The 24,293-nt window shown below is 34.9% G+C and carries 22 protein-coding genes; 6 read left to right on the forward strand and 16 right to left on the reverse strand.

Going from position 1 to position 24,293, the window contains the following annotated elements; all coding sequences use genetic code 11:
* Positions 1–107 precede the first annotated feature (107 nt).
* Together MKX78_RS13175 and MKX78_RS13180 are read left to right on the forward strand one after the other, a co-directional pair.
* On the forward strand, positions 108–1,805 hold the full coding sequence (locus MKX78_RS13175; RefSeq protein WP_341051267.1) for an AAA family ATPase: 1,698 nt from the start codon (positions 108–110) through the stop codon (positions 1,803–1,805).
* A 559-nt stretch (positions 1,806–2,364) separates the two neighbouring features.
* Positions 2,365–3,222, forward strand: a complete 858-nt coding sequence (locus MKX78_RS13180; protein ID WP_180316964.1) for an ATP-binding protein — start codon at positions 2,365–2,367, stop codon at positions 3,220–3,222.
* Positions 3,223–3,402: 180 nt separating this feature from the next.
* On the opposite strand, the gene MKX78_RS13185 is transcribed toward MKX78_RS13180, so the two are convergent.
* The 10 genes from MKX78_RS13185 to MKX78_RS13230 form a co-directional block, all read right to left on the reverse strand.
* A complete protein-coding gene (locus MKX78_RS13185) occupies positions 3,403–4,182 on the reverse strand; it encodes a divergent polysaccharide deacetylase family protein (RefSeq protein ID WP_095373121.1) in 780 nt (259 codons plus the stop codon).
* A 57-nt stretch (positions 4,183–4,239) separates the two neighbouring features.
* Positions 4,240–5,319 (reverse strand): YkvI family membrane protein, encoded by a 1,080-nt coding sequence (locus MKX78_RS13190; protein WP_341051269.1) that lies wholly within the window; start codon positions 5,317–5,319, stop codon positions 4,240–4,242.
* 89 nt (positions 5,320–5,408) lie between these two features.
* Positions 5,409–6,515 carry an o-succinylbenzoate synthase gene (gene menC / locus MKX78_RS13195; protein WP_341051271.1) on the reverse strand — a complete coding sequence of 369 codons (1,107 nt, stop codon included), beginning with the start codon at positions 6,513–6,515 and terminating at the stop codon, positions 5,409–5,411.
* Positions 6,512–7,348 carry a GNAT family N-acetyltransferase gene (locus MKX78_RS13200; RefSeq protein WP_307313626.1) on the reverse strand — a complete coding sequence of 279 codons (837 nt, stop codon included), beginning with the start codon at positions 7,346–7,348 and terminating at the stop codon, positions 6,512–6,514. Before MKX78_RS13200 ends, menC begins: the two co-directional genes overlap by 4 nt.
* 3 nt (positions 7,349–7,351) lie before the next feature.
* Entirely contained in the window at positions 7,352–8,488 is a 1,137-nt protein-coding gene (locus tag MKX78_RS13205) for a M20 peptidase aminoacylase family protein (protein ID WP_341051275.1), read from the reverse strand.
* A gap of 12 nt (positions 8,489–8,500) precedes the next feature.
* Positions 8,501–9,346: a MurR/RpiR family transcriptional regulator gene (locus MKX78_RS13210; RefSeq protein WP_341051277.1), complete on the reverse strand. Its 846-nt coding sequence runs from the start codon at positions 9,344–9,346 to the stop codon at positions 8,501–8,503.
* Positions 9,347–9,752: 406 nt separating this feature from the next.
* Positions 9,753–10,829 carry an ABC transporter substrate-binding protein gene (locus MKX78_RS13215; protein WP_328198024.1) on the reverse strand — a complete coding sequence of 359 codons (1,077 nt, stop codon included), beginning with the start codon at positions 10,827–10,829 and terminating at the stop codon, positions 9,753–9,755.
* On the reverse strand, positions 10,826–11,626 hold the full coding sequence (locus MKX78_RS13220; protein WP_224936633.1) for an ABC transporter permease: 801 nt from the start codon (positions 11,624–11,626) through the stop codon (positions 10,826–10,828). The genes MKX78_RS13215 and MKX78_RS13220 overlap by 4 nt, the downstream gene beginning before the upstream one ends.
* Entirely contained in the window at positions 11,623–12,429 is an 807-nt protein-coding gene (locus MKX78_RS13225) for an ABC transporter permease (RefSeq protein ID WP_341051281.1), read from the reverse strand. Before MKX78_RS13225 ends, MKX78_RS13220 begins: the two co-directional genes overlap by 4 nt.
* Entirely contained in the window at positions 12,419–13,525 is a 1,107-nt protein-coding gene (locus MKX78_RS13230) for an ABC transporter ATP-binding protein (protein ID WP_224936634.1), read from the reverse strand. Before MKX78_RS13230 ends, MKX78_RS13225 begins: the two co-directional genes overlap by 11 nt.
* A 153-nt stretch (positions 13,526–13,678) precedes the next feature.
* On the opposite strand from MKX78_RS13230, the gene MKX78_RS13235 reads away from it, so the two are divergent.
* Entirely contained in the window at positions 13,679–14,755 is a 1,077-nt protein-coding gene (locus tag MKX78_RS13235) for an endospore germination permease (protein WP_251161709.1), read from the forward strand.
* Between the two features lie 5 nt (positions 14,756–14,760).
* The gene (locus MKX78_RS13240) at positions 14,761–16,209 is read left to right on the forward strand and encodes a spore germination protein (protein ID WP_341051284.1); all 1,449 of its coding nucleotides are present in this window, start codon (positions 14,761–14,763) and stop codon (positions 16,207–16,209) included.
* Between the two features lie 287 nt (positions 16,210–16,496).
* Here MKX78_RS13240 and MKX78_RS13245 read toward each other — a convergent pair whose 3' ends face one another.
* Positions 16,497–17,624: a metallophosphoesterase gene (locus MKX78_RS13245; protein WP_341051286.1), complete on the reverse strand. Its 1,128-nt coding sequence runs from the start codon at positions 17,622–17,624 to the stop codon at positions 16,497–16,499.
* A 234-nt stretch (positions 17,625–17,858) separates the two neighbouring features.
* On the opposite strand from MKX78_RS13245, the gene MKX78_RS13250 reads away from it, so the two are divergent.
* Together MKX78_RS13250 and MKX78_RS13255 are read left to right on the forward strand one after the other, a co-directional pair.
* Positions 17,859–18,173, forward strand: a complete 315-nt coding sequence (locus MKX78_RS13250) for a hypothetical protein (RefSeq protein ID WP_341051289.1) — start codon at positions 17,859–17,861, stop codon at positions 18,171–18,173.
* Positions 18,174–18,216: 43 nt separating this feature from the next.
* A complete protein-coding gene (locus tag MKX78_RS13255) occupies positions 18,217–19,236 on the forward strand; it encodes an AI-2E family transporter (RefSeq protein WP_341051290.1) in 1,020 nt (339 codons plus the stop codon).
* A gap of 246 nt (positions 19,237–19,482) precedes the next feature.
* On the opposite strand, the gene sipW is transcribed toward MKX78_RS13255, so the two are convergent.
* The 5 genes from sipW to MKX78_RS13280 form a co-directional block, all read right to left on the reverse strand.
* Positions 19,483–20,028 (reverse strand): signal peptidase I SipW, encoded by a 546-nt coding sequence (gene sipW / locus MKX78_RS13260; protein ID WP_341051292.1) that lies wholly within the window; start codon positions 20,026–20,028, stop codon positions 19,483–19,485.
* Positions 20,029–20,457, reverse strand: a complete 429-nt coding sequence (locus MKX78_RS13265) for a hypothetical protein (RefSeq protein WP_341051294.1) — start codon at positions 20,455–20,457, stop codon at positions 20,029–20,031.
* 61 nt (positions 20,458–20,518) lie between these two features.
* A complete protein-coding gene (locus tag MKX78_RS13270; protein WP_341051296.1) occupies positions 20,519–22,102 on the reverse strand; it encodes a M4 family metallopeptidase in 1,584 nt (527 codons plus the stop codon).
* Between the two features lie 36 nt (positions 22,103–22,138).
* Positions 22,139–22,729 carry a CalY family protein gene (locus MKX78_RS13275; protein ID WP_224938334.1) on the reverse strand — a complete coding sequence of 197 codons (591 nt, stop codon included), beginning with the start codon at positions 22,727–22,729 and terminating at the stop codon, positions 22,139–22,141.
* Between the two features lie 463 nt (positions 22,730–23,192).
* A complete protein-coding gene (locus MKX78_RS13280; RefSeq protein ID WP_281202586.1) occupies positions 23,193–24,152 on the reverse strand; it encodes an MBL fold metallo-hydrolase in 960 nt (319 codons plus the stop codon).
* Positions 24,153–24,293: the final 141 nt, after the last annotated feature.

Raw genomic sequence — 24,293 nt, forward strand, 5'->3', positions numbered from 1 at the left:
TGTTAACAACGTTTTATACTAAAAATAGTTTTTCTCTCCCTTTATAATGGACATATATTTACATTACCAAAACATGTTTGATATTAATTTTTTTGGGGGTTATAAATTTGTCACATAAAATAAAACGTGCAACTCTCATTCTTATATCACTGTTATTTATGTTAGCTATTTTTATCACCTATTATTTGATGAATAAACCAACCACTCATACAATCCCCTTCTCTCAATTAGAAGCCAATATACAAAATTATTCCCAAGCTGACATTGAAATGAAGGAATATAAAAACGGAAAAATAGAAGTGGTAATAGACGAGAAAAAATTTATTTCTCATATCACACCTAATAGTGATAAAGTTGAAAACCTTGTCGCTACTTATCCAATAGAATATAAATATTCTGCGACTAACTCATATAGTATATGGATTATTATTGCTTTCTTATCATTATTAATTGCAACAGTTATTTATTTGTTTAAATCAGGAAAAATGGGTGCAACCAATCAACTAAAACAATCTGTATCTAAAGCGAAACCGCTCCCCTCGACAACATTAAATGATGTTGGAGGCTTGCAACCAGAAATGAAGGATGAATTATTACAAACCATATCATCCTTAAAGTCGCCAGCTAAAGCAGTAGAATTAGGGATTAAGCCTCCTAAAGGGATTCTTCTTTATGGCCCTCCTGGCACTGGTAAAACATTGCTTGCACAAGCAATAGCTAAGGAATTAAATGCGAAATTTTACTCTTCAAGTGGTTCTGCTTTTAATGAAATGTTTGTTGGTATTGGTGCTGCAAGGGTACGTTCACTTTTTCAAAATGCCCGCAAGAATCAACCTGCTGTTATTTTTATTGACGAGGTAGATGCTTTAGCAGGCAAAAGAAAGCCTCATGGCGGGGAAGAAAGTGAAAAAACATTAACGGAATTACTCGTTCAATTGGATGGCGGGCTATCAAATGATGGTATTTTATTTATTGCAGCAACGAACAGAAAAGATATGCTAGATGATGCCTTTCTTCGACCAGGCAGAATTGACTTCAGCTTTCATATTCAGTTACCTGATTTGAAAGGAAGAAAAGAAATCATTGATATTCATGCAAAAAATCGACAACTTGCCAGTGATGTCTCAGCTTCACTTACTGTTTTAGCTGAATCAACATCCGGTTTTTCTGGAGCTGATCTCCATTCTCTGTTTGAAACAGCAAGTAGAAAAGCAATACTCAATAATCATAAAGAAATTACAAAAGATGATCTCAATTTTGCATTGGACCGAACTATACTAGGAAATAGCAGCCTACCTTTACAAGATGTAAATATTAAGCGAAGAGTAGCCATCCATGAAGCGGGCCATGCCCTCATTGCAGCTGTGACAAAACCGGGTTCAGTTAGAAAAGCGACCATTATTCCTCGTGGCCAAGCATTGGGTTATGTTGCACCTATTCAAAAAGAACTCCATTTATCTACTTTTAGCGAACTGCTTGATCAAGTGGCAATGATTTTAGGTGGAGGAGTAGCAGAAAGACAACTATTAGGAGAGCATAGTATCGGTGTTAGCGGGGATGTCCAACAAGCAAAGCAACTATTAGAACAGATGGTTGAAAACGGTCTCTTAGAAGATGGATTCACCCTTTCTTTTGAATCAAAGCGTAAAGACGAATTATTACAATCACTTTATTTTCAAGCATTAAAACGAGCAGAGTCCTTACTACTCGAACATAGTAAGGCACATGCAGACATTGTTCACGCCCTCATGTCTTATGAAACATTAGATGGAGATGTAATTGAACAATTAGTACGAAACAAATGAAAATGCCAACACATATAAATGAACACTTTCAACCGCCTGTTGAAAGTGTTCATTTTTTACTTCTTCCCTCTCCTCAACGATTCTATTATTCGACAAAATGAAGCAGGAATATCCAACTAAATGTATAATGTTTATATATGAATATATAACCATGTTAGGAATGATGCTTTTGTATGAATTCATCACAAATATTATACTGCATTTTTTGATTTTAATGATTATACCAATAACAAAAATAATTGTCCCTTCTAAATATCATCATAAAAAGAAAGTTGGCATTTTTTTTGTTTCTATTTTACTTTCCTTAACCTTAACTATTCTTTTTCCAGTGCATCTTTCTAACCATACTGTTTTTGATTTAATGTACATACCCATTTTTATTTGTTTTTTCTATGTTCATAAGTATACCGGCTTATGCTTATTATTTTTCGCTCTTATTTACCGTTTGATTGAAAGCGATACTAGCGATGTATTTCTCATAGTCAATTATCTCGTCCTCGCTTTCATATTTCATTTACTAACAAAATTTTACCAAAAAAGTTCTTTAAGAAAAAAAATAATGATAGGATTATTATTTTATATTCCTATCGCCAGTACTAGAATGATTATATTTTTTAAGAATCAAGAAACACAATTTTTTATTCAAGCATTATTTCTTGTCTTCGTTTACGCTTTAACATTAATATTGATTATTTATATGATTGAAATGCACCAATCTCATTTATTAATGAGAGAGACGATCCAAGCGGCAGATAAACTCAATGCGATTAGTCAATTAGCTGCATCCATCGCTCATGAAATAAGAAACCCAATGACTACTGTAAAAGGATTTATGCAATTAATGCACGCTGAGCAAAATCTTACTAAGACACAAATACAGTACATCGAAGTCTCTTTAAAAGAACTAGAACGAACCAATCAAATGATTAATGATTTTCTCACTTTATCAAAACCTGCTAATAACACTGTAATAACATTTGATCTTATTCCTAACATTCAAGATGTAACTGAATTTATGAAATCATATGCCCATCTGTCTAATATTCAATTGCAGTGTAAAATAACCCACTACCCCATTTATATAGATGGAAATGCTAATGAGTTAAAACAACTGCTAATTAATTTTATTAAAAATGCTATTGAAGCCATTAATGAAAATGGTACGGTAGAGATTGAGGTTATTTCCTTAAAAAACAAAGTAAAAATTACGGTTCGAGATAATGGGAAAGGAATGTCAAAAGAGGAGTTATCACGAATCGGACAACCGTATTTTTCAACAAAAACAAGGGGAACTGGCCTTGGTTTAATGATTGCCTTTGATATTATTAAAAAAATGAATGGGAAATATGAAATAGAAAGTAATGAGAACGAAGGAACAGCCATTCATTTGTATTTTTCTACATCAGATTCTGTCTAACGATGTCGCATTTCCCTCAATGAAGAAGGAATATGTCACTTCTTGCGCTTGCCTAGGAAATAACAAGAGAATAAAGTCCTTATTTCCTTATATATTAGAAGTGATAATCGCTTCATCTAAAATTATCACTTCTAATATATCTTTTCATAAGTTAGTTCTTAACTTCTCGGAACCATTCTATTAACGAAGCCATTCACTTCCTTCAATCTGTTCAGATAAAGGAATGATATGAGCCTTTTCTTTCAAATGCTCAATATGTCGATTTAATACGGTAACCATCATTGGTCCCGAAACGCCAACATGCCCTATCGCAATTAGGCGGTTTTCAGTTTTAAGTCTATTCTCCAGTCTCTGAGTTTGTTTTTCAATGTGACTGACGGAATAAGTGTCATCAAAAAAAAGATTGTTCTCTAGATAAGGTAAGTGTAGCTCTTCTGCTATTTCTGGTATGACACTCTTGCCAGTGGTTTTACTATCAAGATAATATAATCCCCTTTCAGCACAAACCTCTAGCACAATTTGCATAATTCTTTTATCTTCAGTGATTTTCGACCCCATATGATGATTCATTCCAACAGCATGTGGTACATTCTCAATTGCGTCCTCTACCCTTTTGCGAATTTCTTCATCACTCAGATCAGCAGTAATCGCGCCTGGACCTAACCAACTTTTTTTCCCTACTTTGGGCTCCATCGGCATATGAACGATTACTTCGTGACCTTTTTCAAATGCTGCATTGGCATCTGCAGTTGTTGAAGGCATAAACGGCATAATCGCAACAGTTAACTTTGCCTGTAAATTAAGAATATCTTCTGTTCCATTCATATGGTTACCTAAATCATCAATCACAATTGATAAAGAAGGCTTCCCCCCTTCATCAACTTGTGCGAAACTGCCTTTACTCATTAATGGAAATAACATGATATGAACTAGCAAGCTTATGAACAATAATCGTTTCATCTCATCACTCCTCAAAGTTAAATTTCCCATAACTTTGAAGAAAATTGCATTTGTTTTTTATAAAGCTGATTTTTTTTCTACTTGCGTGTAGGACGTTTTTCTATTTCGAACCCACGCTATGATTACAGCAGTAATAAGAACTAAACCTAAATAACCAGTAATCGGATACAGGATACCAACTAAGTTAGTAAATCCAAAGAAACTAGAGACAAAAGATGTCAAACTAATGGCAAGAACTGCCCATTTAAAGTGTTTGCTTTCTCTTTTCACTATCCTTGAAGTAAAGCTATAGATCATTCCAACGGCAGTGTTATAGATCATTCCTAAAAGAATAATTGTCATCAACACACCAATGATTGGAGAGATTTCATTTGCTAAATAGAGCATCGGAATATCGAGTGTTGCCACATCTTCTATTCTTGTGAACATTCCGACATTAATGAGTATTAGCATAAGACCAAGACCCAGACCACCAAGAACTCCGCCCCAACCTGCTTGTTTCGCGTTTTTAGTTGTGCCACCCATAACCGCTAGCATCGCCACTCCACATGTAATGTTATAGGAAACATAAAGTACTGCACCTAGTAACCAATGTGGTGCTGCTGGACTACCTTCTTGAGCTACGAGACTCAATTGTGAGAAGTTTGCATCAGCTGTAAATAGAGCATACGCTGAAATAATCATGACAAGCATGAGAAGAAAAGGAGTGATACTACCGATTATAGTCATGACTCGATTCACGTTTACAAAACAAGTGAACACTGTTAACAGGACCATGATTAAACTTCCTATTTGACTCGCAATACCAAATTGTTGTTCAAATGTTGAACCTGCACCTGCAAACATAATTGTTGCCACACCGAATAAAAAGAAAGTAATAATAAAATCCACTACTCTTCCTATATATTTTCCACAAATATAGTGAACAACATCTTTGTGAGATTCTGTTTGTAGCCTACTACCTATTTGCGTAATATTCATACCGAGAAAAATGAATAAAATCGTAGCGGCTATTGTACCAATAAAACCTAACCAGCCAAAATTAGTGAAAAATTGCAATACCTCTTGTCCAGATGCAAAACCAGCTCCAATGATTGTACCAATATAAGCACCTGCTATTTGAATGATTTTTCTCATAAAACCTCATCCTTATATTGAATTTTCTGATATTTCATCATAATGAAAGCAGCTGCCTATATACACACAGCTGGCTTTCTTATTAGACATTATTGATATGTTTTTTCCATTATTGTATATTTTTCAATGACCGCTAAATCTGGGGCGTAACCTATTCCGTCGTTTTCAGGTACGGTAATATATCCGTCTTCGACAACAACCTCAGGTGTTATGATATCCTTTTCCCAATATCTTGAGGAACCTGCAGTGTCACCAGGCATAATAAAATTGGCTAAAGTGGTTAAAGCAACATTATGAGCTCTTCCAACGCCTGACTCTAACATTCCTCCACACCAAACAGCAATTCCTTGTTCTTGACAATAGTCATGAATTTTCTTTGCTTCTGTTAAGCCGCCTACTCGTCCAATTTTGATGTTAATGATTTTGCAACTACCCAACTCCACAGCTTTTCGTGTATCCTCCAACGAATGGATGCTTTCATCTAGACATATCGGCGTTTTCATTTCAGCTTGAAGTTTAGCATGATCAACAATATCATCCGAAGCTAAAGGTTGCTCAATCATCATTAAATTGAACTCATCTAATTGTTTAAGATGCTGAATGTCTGATAAACGATAAGCAGAGTTTGCATCAGCCATTAGTAGAATGTCAGGAAACTTCTCTCTCACTTGTCTCATCACATCTATGTCCCAGCCCGGCTTAATTTTTACTTTCATTCTTTTATAGCCTTCATTTACATAGCCCTCTATTAATTGTAGTAAATCTTCTACAGATTTCTGTATACCGATACTGATACCTACTTCAATCTTCTTCTTTTCTCCACCAAGTGCCTTAGCCAAAGTGATTTGATTTCTTTTTGCATATAGATCCCAAACAGCGCCTTCTATAGTAGACTTGGCCATATTGTTTTTTCTAATAGAAGAAAAGATTTCATTTACTTCATCTGGATGAGTAATTTCCTTATTTAATAATGCTGGAATGAGAAAATCCTCAAGCATATGCCAATTCGTTTTAAAGGTTTCTTCATTATACCAAGGCACCTCAAAAGCAACAGATTCTCCCCAACCAGTATTACCTAATTCATCAGTTGCTTCTAATAAGATAAACTCTTTATCTTGAAAAGATCCAAAGCTAGTGGCAAATGGTGCTTTCATTGTCATTTTTAGATGGCGTAACTTTACTTCCTTTAATTTCATTGATCTCTTCTCCTCACATCTAATAGTAATTTTTGTCTTTTGATAGTGATGATATAGCTTACGTGATTATTTTTTTGGACATCATACGCAGTGTACCCATGCTGAAATAATTGCTGAAAAATTCTTCTTGTCACCTGTCGCCATTCCTTAGCTAGTGAAGGATTATGTTTTTTAATTTCCATAAACTCCGCGGGAATGGGGACAGCAATACTCATTTCATTATAATCAATGGTTTGTAAAGTTTGTTCCATATCGTTTATCGCAGGAAAATCGTTTCGATTCAAAACTTCAAATGGATATATCGGTGTCACATCATAGTTAAGTTGTTGTTTGACATGTGAACTGCTGATTCGCCACTCTATGTTGAAACGATCGCTTGGTAAGCCTTTATTAATTCCATCTACCATTTCACCATAACAATTCACAAGATAATCATTACAAATACCATTTAGTTTTGATAAATTCAAGTAAGCATTCCTGCTTTGTAAAGGATCAAATGTCCAACGAATCAGATTGTATCCCATTTCCTCAGCAGCTTCCCTCTGTGCAACTTTTAGTAGAGCACCAATTCCTTTATCACGATAGCTTTGATGGATACCGAGCATATGAGAACAAAGAAAAGCTTCTCCATTTGCATAACCAGGAAAGCCATAGCTAAACCCAATCAATTCATTTTCATCAAAGGCGCCTAGCATGAGACCACCGTTTTTTATTGCTGTTGCTGTTTGATGAACAGGAATGGGATCCATTCCCCATACGTCTCGCTCTAACTTTTGGATTGTTTCCATCTCTTCTATCGTGGTCAATTTTTTTATCTCTAAGCTAGTGAGCATGGGTTACGCACCTTCTTTTTCTAACGTATTTAAGACGGTTTTGACAAGAATTTCGATACCCGTAAATATCGCTTCATGGTTAAAATTCATTTCAGGATGATGTAAGCCAGGAGATAATCCACAACCAAGTCCGAGCATCGTTGCTTTCAATTCAGGTCTTTTCAAAGTATAAAAATGAAAATCTTCTCCTCCAGATGTGATAATTGGTGGAATCATTTTGTCTTTACCGATTGTATCAACAATTGCCTGACTCATTAATTGCACTGCGTCAGTATCTACTTGTGCAGCAGCAATATCAGCCGTTGTTTTATAATGAATTTCTACCTCGTGAAGAGAAGAAATATGGGCAAAAATTGCTTCTACTTTAGTTGCTAATTGTTGCATCACTTCATTTGTTTGTGCCCTTAAATCTAAACTGAAATGTGCTTTACCTGGGATAATATTACTTGACTCACCACCGGCTTGGAACTTCGTCATTTTAACTGAATGCGGAACCATAGGATTTAATTTAATCCGATTTAATTCTTGAACAATCGCTGCACCTATTTCAATCGCGCTTTGCCCGAGGTGAGGTCTCGCTCCATGGGCATCTTCACCAATAATTTCTCCAGTAACGAACCGTCCAGCTCCGTGCATAATTGCTGGTGAACATTGACCATCTCTCAACTCTTGAATCGGCCTTAGATGTACACCGAATAAATAGTTCAGATCGTCTATTAATCCCTCTTCAATAAACTTTAATGCACCAGTACCTTTTTCTTCAGCTGGTTGGAATAGAAATATAACCCTGCCTTTTTTATGAGCATTCAAACGATGTAGTACAAGTAATGTACCAATCGCCATGGTCATATGTGCATCATGCCCACACGAATGATTGGCCTGCATTACTCCATCGACTTCCTGCCACAATGCATCTATATCAGTTCTAACGCCAATGGCATTTTCACCGCTACCTATTTCGGCAACAAGTCCTGTCGTTTTTGGCAAGGTTTGAAACAGGATCCCTTCTTTTTTTAAAACTTCAGCAATAAATGTTGTCGTTTTTGTTTCTTGCCAACTTATTTCCGGATTTTGATGGAGATGATTAAATATGTTTGTTAATTTTGGCTTTAGTGCTTCAAGTTCCTGCAATTCTTTCACCTCTTTAATCTGTTAACTGGACTCAAAATAATCATGGAATACTTTATCGTAGTAATCCTTTTCTTCTTTAAATGACGCTTTATTCTCTGTCATCATTGCCGCAATCAACGCATTCAAGAATGAAAAAAGCACTGGAGTAGAATCAAGTGTAGGTTTCTTTCCTGAAAAAAGTGGAATGAGAATGTCGACATTGTTTTTTAATGGAGATAGTGGCGTATCAGTAATGCCAACAACTTTGGCATTTCTGCTTTTTGCTTGCTTTGTAAAATCAGTCGTGCTTTTCACATAACGATGAAAGCTGATTGAAACCACTACTGAAGTTTCATCCATCGAATGGAGGATTTTCAATAAATCATCGGACTCTGTTCGAATAAGATGGACATCATCCTTCACAAGCCCTAATGTAAATGCTAACCAGCTTGCAGCAGCAAATGATGTTCTTGCACCAATAATATAAATCTTTTGGGCTGATTTTAATTGCTCAATAGTCAAATCAAATTTCGCTTCATCTATTGTCTGAATGGCTTGTGTGATTCGCTCTGCATCCATGTTCATCACTTTTTCAAGAAAATGTGGTTCGCCAACAAATGGTTGCTTCATTTGAATATAAGAATCCAAACTGCTTTTATCATGAAATAATTGCTCACGAACTTCTTTTTGTAATTGAGTATATCCTGATAATCCTATTCGATAACAAAAACGGATGACAGTGGTTTCGCTCACACCTGCTTTTTTACCTAATTCACTTGCAGACAATACGGCTATATCTTGATAATTGTCTAGTAAATAACTTGCTAATTTCTGCTGGGTTTTCGAAAGTTTTTCATAGCTCCCTGTAATAACTTCTTTCAGATTCACCTGAACACCTACCTCAAAATGAAGTCTGTACTTTTTATGCAATATATTAGAAGTGTTAACTTCTTATTTATAGTAAATTATCACAATTTTTCAGTTATTTCAATGCTTTATAGAGAAAAAGTTTCAACTGCCATATATTTCTTTTATATTTAGAGTAAGTTCTTTATTCTTTATCCAAGCATGGCTAGCTCTCACGTCCGTTACCCTTCCTATAAATTTAACGGCTCAGCATTTTTAAATGCCACCATTGTTTTCGCCAAAATAATCATAAAGTACGAACAGCATTTGTTGCTTATAAGCATTTCATTGTACTCTTCCATTAAAAAAGCGGACAAATTCCACCATTGAAATTTGTCCGCTTTTCGGCTGCTATGACGATCTTTTCTGTTCTTTTTTATTTTATTGTTTATTTACGATGCATTTTAAATTCAAGAAATAGTTCGTTATAATAAGCAAGCATTTGTTTACCTAGGTTCTCGTATACCTCTAACTTAGCTGTTTGCTCTTCATCTGGATAGAAGCGCTCATCACTCGTTGTTTCCTCATCCATATGAGGAAGAGCTGCTTTATTCGGTGTTGAGTAACCTACATATTCAGCGTTTTGCGCAGCAACTTTCGGATCTAGCATAAAATTAATAAATTGATGAGCCGCTTCTTTATTTTTTGTTGTTTTTGGGATGACCATGTTGTCAAACCAAAGGTTCGATCCTTCTTCAGGAACAATATATTCCAGTGATTCATTTTCCCACATCGCATCTTGGGCAGTTCCAGACCATAAAACAGCAACGGCCGCTTCATTATTTTGCATTAATAATTTAATTTCATCACCAACGATGGCTTTAATATTTGGTGTTAATGTATCCAGTTTATTCTTCGCTTCCAGTAATCTTGCTTTATCTGTTTCGTTTAATGAATACTCGAGACTATTCAATCCAAAACCTATGACCTCTCTCGCTCCATCAACAAGTAATACATCATTTTTCAAGCTTGGATGCCAAAGATCGTCCCATTGTTTAAAATCAATTTCATCACTTACTTTATCAGGATGATAGAGAATACCTACTGTTCCCCAAAAATAAGGAATAGAATATTCATTGTTCTCATCAAAAGCTAAATCAAGAAAACGTGGATCAATATTTTTCAAATTCGGCAGTTGTGCATGATCAATGGGGAGAAGTAAATCCTCCTGTTTCATTTTGTCAATCATGTATTCTGAAGGTACCGCTATATCGTATGAAGTTCCACCTTGTTCGATTTTTGTTAACATGGCTTCATTTGAATCAAAGGTTTCGTATATTACTTTGATACCTGTTTCATCTTCAAATTGGTCTAATAATTCAGGGTCTATATAATCTCCCCAGTTATAAACAGTAATCGTGTTCTCACCTGTATATCCTTGTGCAGTATTTAAGCGGTGAACGATATACAACAAGACAAAAGAAACAATTAATACAAGTGACAAAGCACGTATGAGGTTTTTCATTTTCTAACCCCCATTCGACCTATCTTGCTCGTTTTCTTTGTTATAAAGTAATAACCAACAACTAAAAGCATGGTGAATAAAAATAACAAGGCTGATAAAGCATTAATACTTAGAGATACCCCTTGTCTCGCCAATGCATAAATTTCTACTGAAAGAGTTGAAAATCCATTACCGGTCACAAAAAAGGTGACAGCGAAATCATCCAAAGAATAAGTAAGTGCCATGAAGAAACCAGCAAATATACCAGGTGTAATATAAGGTAATACAACCTTTGTTAACACATCTAATCGACTTGCTCCTAAATCCAGTGCCGCATAAATGATACTCGTACTCATTTCTTCTAACTTAGGTAATACCATTAGGACAACAATTGGTACACTAAAGGCAATATGTGCCAATAAGACGGAAATAAAGCCAAGCTTTATACCTATCATTGTGAAAAAAATGAGAAAAGATGCGCCGATAATGACATCGGGACTAACAATTAAAACATTATTTAACGACAATAAAGTATTTTTTGTTCTTCTTCTTCTTGCATAATAAATGGCCATAGCGCCAGCTACCCCTAAAACTGTTGATATTGCTGATGAAAGCAAGGCAACAATAATTGTATTTAATACTATAATGAGTAGCCTAGTGTCATTAAATATTTCTTTATACCAATCCAATGTAAACCCTTCAAAGTGATACATGTCACCGCCACTATTGAAAGAATAAAAAATCAAATAAAAAATTGGTGCATATAAAACCATAAAAACAATGATTAAATAAAGAGAGGACCATTTAAATTTCTTCATCTCATTTCGCCTCTCTTTCTTCTACCAGTAAGAAGCATAATGACAACCATAAAGATAATTAAGAAAACAGCAATGGTTGCCCCCATTCCCCAATCTTGTGTCACGAGAAAATGTTGCTCAATAGCTGTTCCTAATGTAATCACTCGATTTCCTGCGATTAACCTTGTCAGCATGAACAAAGATAAGGCAGGGATGAATACGATTTGACATCCAGATTTCACCCCATCTAAAGTCAAAGGGAAAACGACACGAGAGAAGGTTCGCCAGCTTGAAGCACCTAAATCTTTTGAAGCATCAATAAAAGATGGGTTCAGTTCATCTAGTGCATTAAATATTGGTAAAATCATAAACGGTAAAAAGATATAAACAGAGACAAACACAAAACTAAAGTCTGTAAACAAAATTTGCTTTCCAGCTACACCCATCACTTCAAGAAATTTATTCGCTGCTCCGTATGTGCCAAAAATACCAATAAATGCATAAGCCTTTAATAATAAATTGATCCATGAAGGAACGATAATAAGGAGTAACCATAGTTGTTTATGCTTTGTTTTTGTTAATAAATAAGCAGTTGGATAAGCGATTAATAACGTGAAAAATGTAATTAAAAACGCGTACCAAAAGGAGCTAAGTGTCATTTTTAAATAAACTGGTGTAAAGAATTTTTGGTAATTCTCTAACGAAAATTCACCTTCTATATTAAAAAAAGAATAATAAACGACTAGGACGATTGGTGTGATGACAAAAAGAGCAATCCATAAAACATAAGGAATTAAATAATAATTACGAGATTTAGCTTTCATAACTTCCCTCTTCATATGCTTCAAGACGCTTATCGAATTCCTCTTCTGTTTCACCAAGACGCATGACATGTATGTCTTCTGGCTCAAAGTTGAGACCAATTTCACTTCCGACAATTGCTTTTTTTGTCGAGTGAACGAGCCACTCATTGCCATCTTCATCATAACAACTTATCTCATAATGTACGCCTCTAAATAATTGTGAGTCTACTTTCACCTTTAACTTACCTACATTAGGGCTAGTAATTTCTAAATCTTCTGGGCGAATGACAATTTCGACCGTTTCATTTTGATTTAAACCGCCATCGACACAATCGAATGTTTTGCCCGTAAACTGAACGACATAATCTTCAACCATTACACCTTCAACAATATTAGATTCACCGATAAAGTCGGCAACAAAACGGTTAATCGGCTCATCATAAATATCATTAGGCGTACCACTCTGTTCTATTTTACCGTTATTCAGAACAAAAATTTCATCAGACATCGCTAATGCCTCTTCTTGATCATGTGTCACAAAAATAAAAGTGATGCCTAAATTTCTTTGTAATTCTCGCAATTCATATTGCATTTCTGTTCGTAACTTTAAATCTAGTGCAGATAATGGTTCATCAAGAAGAATAAGCTCAGGTTCATTAACAATCGCTCGTGCAATCGCAACACGTTGCCTTTGCCCACCTGACATCTCTTTTATCTCTCTTTTTTCGTATCCTTCTAAGTTCACAAATTTCAAAGCTTCTATCACTTTTTGGTTAATCATTTCAGATTTTAATTTTTTTATTCTAAGTCCAAATGCCACGTTTTCAAAGACATTTAAATGAGGAAAGAGTGCATAATCCTGAAAGACAGTATTCACTTGTCTTTTATTTGCAGGTACTTCGTTTACCTTTTTATTATTAAAATAAATATTACCTTTTGATGGCGAAATAAATCCGGCAATTAAGCGAAGTATGGTCGTTTTTCCGCATCCAGAAGGACCGAGCAAAGTATAGAATTTCCCACGCTCTATTTCAAATGAAACATCATTTAAGACAGCCGGGTCATTGTCATATTGCTTTGTTACGTTTTCAAAACGAATAATAGTTTGGTCTGACATTCCAATCTCCTTCTTCTATAAGATATTCCTTAGTAATTCTAGATTAAAAAAAACTGATAATCAATACACAATAATAAATATATATAGATATTTTTATCTGCGCATAATAATTGGAATAGCTGAAACAATAAGGAAAAAAACAGGTGAGTAATTTTGAATCAAAAACTAAGCTTTATTAGCATTGCCTATATTATGATTCTCGGCATCGGCTTGTTTGCTCATGTTGAAATTATTCCTGCTGTATTGTCTACTTCTAGACGCGATACATGGATCAGTATGTTACTTGCCATTATTCCTTTGATTCTATTCACCCCTCTTATTTATAAAGTGGGACAAACAGTTAAAGGAACACCATTTATTCGAATTATTAGTGAACAATTAGGGAGATTCAAATTCTATATTTTATTCTTCCCTTTACTCCTATATTTAATAATTTCTGCCTTTGTCTCTACAAAAGAAATTATCTATTGGTCACAGTTAAGTTTCATGCAGAATTTCTCCAGTATGATCATTGGTGGTGTACTATTAATTGCCTGCTTCTATTGTAGTTTTTCCGGTGTAGAATCAATGGCCATTATTAGCCGCTTGTTACTTCCAGTAGTCGTATTTTTAGGATTTTTTGTTTCTTTCGCCAATATGAAGAAAAAACATTATGAGTTGTTATTACCCATATTCCAAGAGGGTGTACTAGATATTCTAAAAGGGATGTTTTACACAAGCTTACCGATTATTGAGATTGCTTTTGTTTTATTTTTCCTACCCCATATGAAAGGAATGATTAAAATTAAACATTTAATCATTCTGGGTGTACTTATTATCGGATTAATGATTGGGCCGGCAATTGGAGCGATAGTGGAATTTGGTCCAAAATACGCTTCCGAATTTAGGTACCCAGCATTTGAAGAGTGGCGAATCATATCTATTGGAAGATATATTTCTCATACAGACTTTTTTGCAATTTTCCAATGGCTATCAGGTGCTACGATTCGAATTGGATTTTTTATCTACCTCACCTCTCAAATTCTTACGAAAGGGGAGAAAAACAGAACACCTATCTCTATCATCTTTATTTTGTTATTCATTGCAGTTGTTATGCCGTTAGACCAAGACCTATTTTATAATTTTGTTTTTCGTTATTTCTTACCCATATCAACGATTGTTCTACCTATTCAATTTATTATGGTTTCTATATATATCTTTAAGAATAAACAATTATTCCTAGGAGGTTAAAGAGCTTGTATGATCAATCCCTTTTTACAAAAGAAAAGTTAGCAGAAGTTTTTAATCATTCTGCAGATATACAGATCAAAAGCGTTCCTGTTCGGCATACTCCTAAGGGAGAGTTGATTATTATCTATTGTCGTCCCATTGTAAACATAAAGTTAGTCCACTCTCTTGTGATTCCTTTTTTTATGGAAGAGGATAATGACAATGAAAAACTTTATAACTACATACAAAGTGATTACAGTTTAAAAGCTAAATTAACAAAAGAAGAATTAATAAATCAAGTATTTTGTGGTAAATTAGCTGTGTTATCAAACTTCCGTGAACGTATTTATTATTATGATGTGAAAGATGAGCCCAATAGACAACCCGAAGAATCTGTTATTGAAGTATCAGTAACGGGACCAAAAGACGGCTTTATCGAAAATATTGACACTAACCTTGGACTTGTACGTAAAAGGTTAAAAACCCCCTCGTTCGTTAATGAAGAGTTTGTAATTGGGCGTAGGTCAAATACGAGGGTTGCACTTCTGTATATTAAAGATGTGATGAATGAACAAATAATTAACAATGTGCGAGAGAAACTAAATCACATTGATGTCGATATTTTGCAGAGTCGTGATGAATTAGAAGAGTTACTTGTGGATAATAAATTCTCCCTACTACCACTTACAAATTTCTCAGGTCGGCCTGATTTTGTTGTTGAATCACTCAATCAAGGAAGATTTTCGATTATTATTGATGGTGCCCCGACTGTGATTATCGCCCCCATCAACTTAAGCTTCCTTGTTAAAACAGCCGAAGATAGTAATATTAGCTTTTATTACTCCTCAGTAGAACGAATGATACGATTACTAAGCTTATTCCTGACGGTGTTTTTACCAGGTTTTTATACAGCACTCGTTATGCATAATGTTGGACAATTACCTTTGCCGTTTATTGCCACTATTACGATTGCAAAGATGGGTTTGCCGTTTTCTACATTATTAGAAATGATTACAATCTTTATTATGTTTGAGTTGTTTAAAGAAGCGGGTGCAAGACTGCCAAAAGGAATTGGACAAACAGTTGCAGTTATAGGGGGATTAATCATTGGTGATGCAGCAATCAGAGCTGGTATAACCTCGCCGACGCTACTCATTGTTGTAGGAATAACGGCCATCGCAGGGTTTACTCTCGTCAATGCCAGTCTTACGGGTAATGTCTTTTTCTTGAGAATGGCTGTTCTATTAATAAGTTATGCTTTTGGTATTTTTGGTTTTATCCTTTCATTAATTTGTGTATTTATCCACTTATCTACACTCAAATCCTTTGGTATGCCTTTTTTAACTCTAGCAAGGCAAAGAAAGTGGTCAGAAGAACTAAAAATGTTCATTACACTTCCTTTTAGCCTTCAGAAAAAGAGAAATCTATCTTACGGTGTTAAAGACAAAACACGAAAAAATAGTGACAATGATTAAAGAAGGTGTTCATTCACAAACATACTACTTGCCTGATTTTTAGTGGTTGCCAAAGTAGAGAAGTTCGGCTCCGCGCATACTTTAGAAATCGGGCCAGATTATCAAAGATTACAGTTTTTAAAATTATCAAAATTAGGAAAAACTGCAACATTTGCGATAGCGTTATCATTTATACAAAATGAGACTAAGAAAAAAGGAGTTTTAAACTCCTCAACTTTTAACTGAAATCCTTCATATATTCACTTTATTATATATTGATTTTTCATTTGCCATTCTTCCGTTTACAATCAATGCGCGTGCCACTTGTGGAAACTCTTTAACTCATTATAGGGACCCTTCATTAATGCCTCTACTTGCTTATCTTTGGCGACATTAGGTACTTTTTTTCCTTTAACTTGCTTATAAATTGGGATTACAGAAGTAGCTCCTTCTTCAATAATCCATTGTTCTCCATCATAAGTTAACTCAAGTTCTATTCTTCCTAAATGATTTCCCCAATGCCCCGCTTGAACAATGAATGGTGTTGTCTGAGATTGAAGCCATTCATTCGGTTTTTCTGGGAAAATATTATGACTATGTCCAAATAGAATCACATCAATATTCTCAATTGATTTTAATTCATTGACACTATTCCCTTCTTGCTCCGCAAGGCCCTTATCCGCATTCACACCCACATGAGCCAAAGCTATGATGATATCTGCTCCTTTTGCTTTCATTTGGGGAATATACTGATTGGCCGTTTCAGTAATTGTCCTCATTTTTAACTTTTGCTTAAAGTAATTACTATTCCAATCGGCGACAATGGGGGTTAAAAAACCAATCACTCCAATTTTAATTGCACGTTCATCCCCATTTGCATCGACCAATGTCCGATCAAGAATCACATATGGGTTCATATATGAAACATCATCAAAGATGTTTTTCGTCATATCCTCATTGTATATATTGCTACTTACAATTGGAAAAGTCACATCTCTTAAGCTTTCTGTTAAAAAGCCGATACCATAATTGAATTCATGATTTCCGAGTGTCATGGCATCATACCGTAGTGTATTCATGACATGAATAACCGGGTGAGTTTGTCCTAAATGCATCAATCTTGTTTGAAATATATAATCTGCAAATGCATTTCCTTCTAAGATATCACCAGTATCAAATAACAGGACATTTTTGTTTTCATTACGTTCACTTTTAATTAAGGTTGCGGTTCTAACGAGTCCAAAATCGCTAACAGATTCGCCTTCATCGTTTTCATCCATCATATGACCATGCATATCTGTTGTTTGTAGAATCCGTAATTTTACTGGAGCTGCTGATGTGGCATAAGCGCTAGGAAATAGCGATAAACCCAAGAGCCATCCAATGATAGGAAGTATAAAGAAAACGACAGTTATCTTTCGCATATGACTTTTCATCATTTCACCTCAACACATTTGATGAATTCTTATTTTGTCATGACTTACTTAAAATCATTCGATGGAAAGTAGAATTGTCCTAAACCACTTTATTCCAATTAGTACATTTATGACACGTATTGTGCATATGTTAGAACAAGCTATTATATTTTTTTATCTAAAGAAAAATATATGAAATTAAAAAAAAGTAGGATAGAATAATAAATATAAGGAAATACTGAGAGGATGTAGGTTTTGTATAAGATATGTTTATCAATGATGTTCATTTGCTATATGTTCATTACGCCATTTTTAACTGAGGATATAAACGAGCATCGTTCTTTACATTATGATGATGATGTTCAAATAAAGGCTACTTTTGCTACATTTAAAAGGCCTACAGAGATGGTTATACCAGAAGAAAATAATCCTATTGTACATAAAATCAATGATTTTGTTCGCTTAGAAGAACCCCATAGCATCATTCAGGAGAACCAACAATCAAAACAGGATCGATTTCAACTACCCGTCCAGTATCAATCCAGTTATTTATCTAATCTCCTTATATAAAAAGATGCTTTATTGTTGAAGATTTTATAGGGGGAATGTGAAAATGGAAAATTTCAAGAATTGGTTACAAAGTAGCGGGATTAAAAGAGTTATTATTTTTGCAATTCTCGTATTCGCTTTATTTTTAATGAGAAGTATGATTAATGTCATCCTTATTACGTTTATTATTTCCTTTCTAATGGACCGCTTAGTAAATCTTGTCTTGAAGAAAGTGAACATAAATCGAAAATTCACAGTAATCGGTCTTTACTTATTCATTATTGCGATATTTACTGTTGGAATCAGCAGATATTTACCAGTTATTATTTTTGAAATCTCGCAACTGATTGGACAAATGCAAAGCTTCTTTAGCCAAAAGCACGACAATATTATCATGAACTATATTACTGAATTATATGAACGAAATGAAATATCATCTTATTTAGAACAAGGGGTCACGGTTCTACTGAAATACTTCTCTGATATAAGTTCATTTGGCATACAATTTTTGATTTCACTTATTTTAAGTATTTTCTTCGTTTTAGAGAAGCCGAAATTGATGGCCTTTACAAACAAATTCAAATATAGCAAAGTTGCACCATTTTATAATGAGATTGCTTACTTTGGTTCTAAGTTTGTTCAAACTTTTGGCAAAGTAATTGAGGCACAATTTATTATTGCCCTTGTGAACTGTGCATTAACAACATTTGCACTATGGATAATGGATTTCCCCCATTTAATGGGACTATCTATTCTTATTTTCTTTTTAGGCTTAATACCAGTTGCGGGCGTGATTATATCATTGGTGCCATTAAGTTTAATCGGATATACGATTGGTGGATTCATGCTAGTCATTTATTTATTAGTCGTTATTATGATTATTCACGCAATCGAAGCATATATACTTAATCCAAAGCTAATGTCATCAAAAACCAATTTACCTGTCTTCTATACTTTTATCGTATTGATTTTTGGCGAACATTTCTTTGGCGTATGGGGACTTATTGTCGGTATACCAGTGTTTGTCTTCTTACTAGATGTATTAGATGTGCAAACGACAGGAAAAAAGTCGGTAAAAGTGTAAATATAAGATAAACGCCGTGCATATAGCACGGCGTTTATCTTCATTTTTCTCCTGAAACCTTTAGCTGTGAATGACACATTATCGTTAGATCAGTTGAATTTATACACTCCCGATTAATGTGGTCTATTCCATCATTTATATTGCTTCAACACGATTTATTACTTTAAATTGATCTCAATACCTAGTAACAATCGATAAGAAATATAAAATAGAAACCTCCTAGGTATTTGTTCTCGTGAGGTTTCCTTACTGTTGATTTTGAATGGACTTTAAACCCGTTATAATTAAAAATAAAGCATATATAAGTAAGAAAACACCTGGAACAATTAATAATAACGCGCTTCCCTCCCTAGACTGTGCGAATTGTGTAAAATAGCCTGCGTAAGGGATAGTAAAGCCGGTATACTTAGCTGTTACATTGTCGGAAAGTACGAGATCTTTATCAATTGTATTATTATTATCTCCTTTTGTTTCATACATGGTGTGCACGCCACTATGGATAACATTATGAATACGATGGGTAACAGGACCTTCTTCACTTTGAAAAGTGATAATATCTTGCTTTTGTAAAGATTGCTTTTCATCCTGCTCTAATGGTTTAACGGCAATAACTGCACCTGTTTGAAACGTTGGTTCCATAGAACCAGATAACACAGACTTTAATTGGTACCCTAAAATTGTTGGTTCCCCGCCTGATGCTTTAGCAACAACAACAACAACCGCTAACACGATAACTATCACCATTAAGAAAACTGTCAAAGCCGTACTAAACCAATTAAGTACCTTTCTCATTTATTCAACTTCCTCTTCTTCCAGTGTTTGTTCAATTTCGTCATCAGAAGATGGTTTTTCGTTACTAACTTCCTCTTCTTCCAGTTCTTCTTGGTTATGTTCAACATCGACTTTTTTTTCTTCTTCTTCAGTACTTTCGTTTTGCTCCTCCTGCTGTTGCTTATCTTCTTTTGGCATCTTTTCATCCTCTTGCTTTTCTATCCCTTGGTCATTTTCCTTTTCATGCTCATTTTCTGTCTCTCGTTTTTTCTCACTATCGCCTACTTCTGCATTAGATGACCAGACTTTACTCTCTACATTTACATCAACGGAGGTTGAATATGTATAACTTGCTTTTGTTTGTCCTATTAAAACTGAATGGAAAGTCAAAATGAGAGAATAGATAGACAGAACAGAGAGTAATAAAACAATTTTTCCATTGCGCTTCATGTTATATCCCCTTTTCTTTCAAGGGCTGGGGAACAAAGATCATTTCCCCAGCATGTTTTAATTACTGAACGCCAACAGCGTTATAAGCTTGTTCAACTGCAGTAACTGCCGCTGAATCTTCACCATAGAGATCTTCTGCAGCATCGATGGCAGCTTGTCTCATCATGGCAAATGTTGAACTTGGTGTTAAATAAACCGATAAGGCCCGATAATAAATTTGTTCTGTTTTTTCTCGGCCAACACCAGTTACTTCCACTCCGTAATGCTCTCCCCCTTCAGAGACAAGGTAAGCAGCTTTATTATTAATACTACTATTAATATGGACACCACCATTATCAAGAGAGCCTGTATACCTTCTATCCCAATGATCTGGATAAGGTTGTTGTGTTCTATTCTCAATTAAACTAGCTGGGTCTTCCATAGAGCGTAATCCAATCGCCCCATTCGCCATAATATCTTCACCGATAATCCAATCATCTCGATCGACCATAGCACCGAATATATCAGCAAATGATTCATTCAACGCACCTGATTCATTGCGGTAAATTAACCCTGCTGTATGTTGAATGACACCGTGAGACATTTCATGTGCAGCCACATCGAGACCACCAGCTAGCGGATGAAATCTAATACCATCACCATCTCCATAAGACATATATACACCATTCCAAGAAGCATTGTTCCAATTATCCCCAACATGGACACGGGAGAGTAATCTTTGCCCTTGATCATCTACAGAGTTGCGATCAAAGGTTTTTTGGTAGTAGTCGTATGTCTTTTGAGAATTGGCATGAGCATCAACTGCAGCACCATCGGTAAATAACTTACTTCTACTAACAATATCTTCATTAATATTATTATCATAATCGTATGTAATGACCCCATCACCTCTTGTTTGGTCATACATTTTAAACAAACCATCAATGTAAGATGCCTTAAACATTTGTTTATCTCCGAATACACCATAACCAAATGCCGTTATTTCATTTGCTGCATTAAAGGAATCAATAATCTGCCCAGTCTCTATATTTACAAAGTAATGCCAATACCCTACTTCCGGAGAGGTGGTGGAAGCTTTCACAAGATAAACAGGATAATAGTTATCATTAAACTTGTAAATGTATTTTTCTGCTGTTATTTCACTATCATATTGGTTTACTTCGCCAATTGATGCTTCTATTCCTGCTGTTGCAATGGAAATAGCCTTTTTTTCACTTATTTGGTCGGTTGTAGCTTTTAGGTCAATATCGATGTCTGAAACGACTTCACCATAAAAAGTAACTTTATCAGTATCTTTTCTAATATTAAAAGTTTGTTCTGCTCCATATATAGGAATACCTTTATATAATTGTTGCAAACGATAGTGATGAAAGTTTTCATTTTTAATAAATTCATAATCTTTTATTGTGAAATTTTCGCTCATTTGTTTATTAGATAAATTGAATTGCTTACTTTTAGAAAGTAGATAGCTTTCAAGTATTTGTTTAGGCTCAACAGTCTCACTTACCTTCATATGCTCAGTAAGCTGAGATGATTCGCTATACAGTTTGGTTTGTGATTCATTTGCATAAACTTGCCCTTGAATAGGACTCGCTAGCATCCCTAAAATGAATGCTGTTGATAATACTTTCGTTTTTATCGACATGCAAAAACGCCTCCCCATTGCTTATTTTCATTTACTCTACTTCTCCTCACCAGCTGTTTGTGAAGCATTAAATACCCATTCTAGATCTAACTGATCCCCTTGGAATTGGTTTTGATCTTCACCGTTTTCAACAAATTCGAATTGTACCCATATCTCATTTGTTTCTCCTGGAGCTAGGCCACTATTCTGTTTCCATAAAGGATCCCATAGGTCTCTTTGAACAATATCAGGGTCCATATTCTTTAATTCATACAAAGTTGTCTCGAAAATAGGTTCTGACTCTTTCTCCCAATTCCACAAAAAGTTTACACGAATATGTTTGCCGAAATCTTCTGTATTATCAGATAATTCATCCGATACTTGGTAATTTGTGAGCAGGTGAACGGATTCAATTGGCAACGAACCACTATTACTTAAAACAAGCTCTCTCGTGACTGTGTCACCCGGTTTGATGTTCTCAACTTGAAACACAACCTCAGGATTAATTGATAAGTCTAGTGTGCCAGCAGCAAATACATGATTCGTCGTTACTTCATCGGAAAAATAGGCAAATGTTCCTCCTCCAACCAGAGCCAATCCAAGTGCTGCTGACATCATCCCAGATGCAAGCTTTCTTTTCACTCCCATAGTAAATCTGCTCCTTTCAACCCTTTATTTAGACTTTTCTTCATTTGCTTAGACTTATAAGAAAAGCTTACGTCAAACATAAAGGAATCAATGGTTGGAATTAAGTTTCCTATGCCCTATTTAAATATAGTCATATTCCTTCATTTTTCACATTTTTAGTAAAAATGAGGTATTTATTACCATTATTTTAGGCGGAAAAAGTGATTTTTCAAGCTTACTATTAGCAACCCAATCATATGCAAAGCTTGTTATCCCCTTTGCCCGTCTCCTACCTATTGTATTTAGGTATTTGTCTAATCCAACACCAGAAATTGAGATTAACTATGCAGTTACGATATTAATCTATCATTGACAGAGAGAGTTGTATATGGAGTTATTTAATATTAAGAGAACAGAGCTAAAGGGGGATTGGACCTCATAAAATGTTCCATATGAGAAAATCCATTTCCCCTATAAAAACTTTCTACTTAATGTGCTTAACGGTTTTATACCGCCAAACTCCATTTTCCATTCCCTTCTCTACTTTGTTCTTTTCTTCCAAATAATCTAAGTGACCAATTACCTCTGACATAACAAGGCTGAACTGCGTATAATATTTGTCCGGGTAAAAATACCGGGCAATTTCACTCGCTGTTTTTTCTGCTTCAGAAACATAGGATAGGAATTTTTCAGCTTTTCTTTCTATCCCTTTCAACCTTTTATGTATAAGTAGATGTGGATTCGTTATTTGTTCACCATGCCCACTATAACAATAGTCAATATCATAGGTTAAACATTTTTGCAGTGACTCCACATACTCAAGGACCGTCTTTCTTCTTTCACCATTCATATAAGGTTCAATTAAAGCATTACTTGATATATGGGCGATAAGGTGGTCACCACCTAACATCACATTGTTTCTTTCATCTATTAAAGCGATATGATCAGGAGCATGTCCTGGTGTTTCAATTACTTTTCTATTAATAATATAATCATTTTCACTTAACGTTCTATAATCAGCATGCAATCCCTCGTTTTGTTTTTCTATGACGATATTCTTGAGCTGCTGTACTCTTTTTTCACCTTCCTTGCCACAACCCATTTCACGATATAATATTTCATAAAAGGAAATTCTTTTTTCAAAAAATGACTTTTCCCTCTTTAACCGAGGAATCGCTTCAGCATGAACATAAACGGGGATGTTGTGTTTTTCAATAATTCTAGTAATCAAGCCTGTATGATCCTCGTGTGAATGAGTAAGGATGATTTCATTGATATCTTCCAACAGAAATTGATGGCGCTGTAATAGTTGAAGAAATTGCTGCCAACATGCTTCATGATTAATTCCAGCATCTATTAAAGTTAATCCTTTACTACCTTCTACGAGAAAAAAATTAAAAGAACGCAAATCACTTTTTGTCGGTATGGTTATTGGATAAATCATTTTATTCCCCCTACTAAACTATTTATCTCAAATGTTTGAATGAGCACTCAATCGAAATGTCTTATTTCTCTAAAAATTCCGCTGGCAATGATTATCTCTTAAGTTTTTTTATACAATATAGTATAATAAGTATGATTGTCA

Origin of the sequence: Cytobacillus sp. FSL R5-0569, assembly GCF_038007265.1 — a bacterium.
GTDB classification, from domain to species: Bacteria; Bacillota; Bacilli; order Bacillales; family Cytobacillaceae; genus Cytobacillus; species Cytobacillus kochii.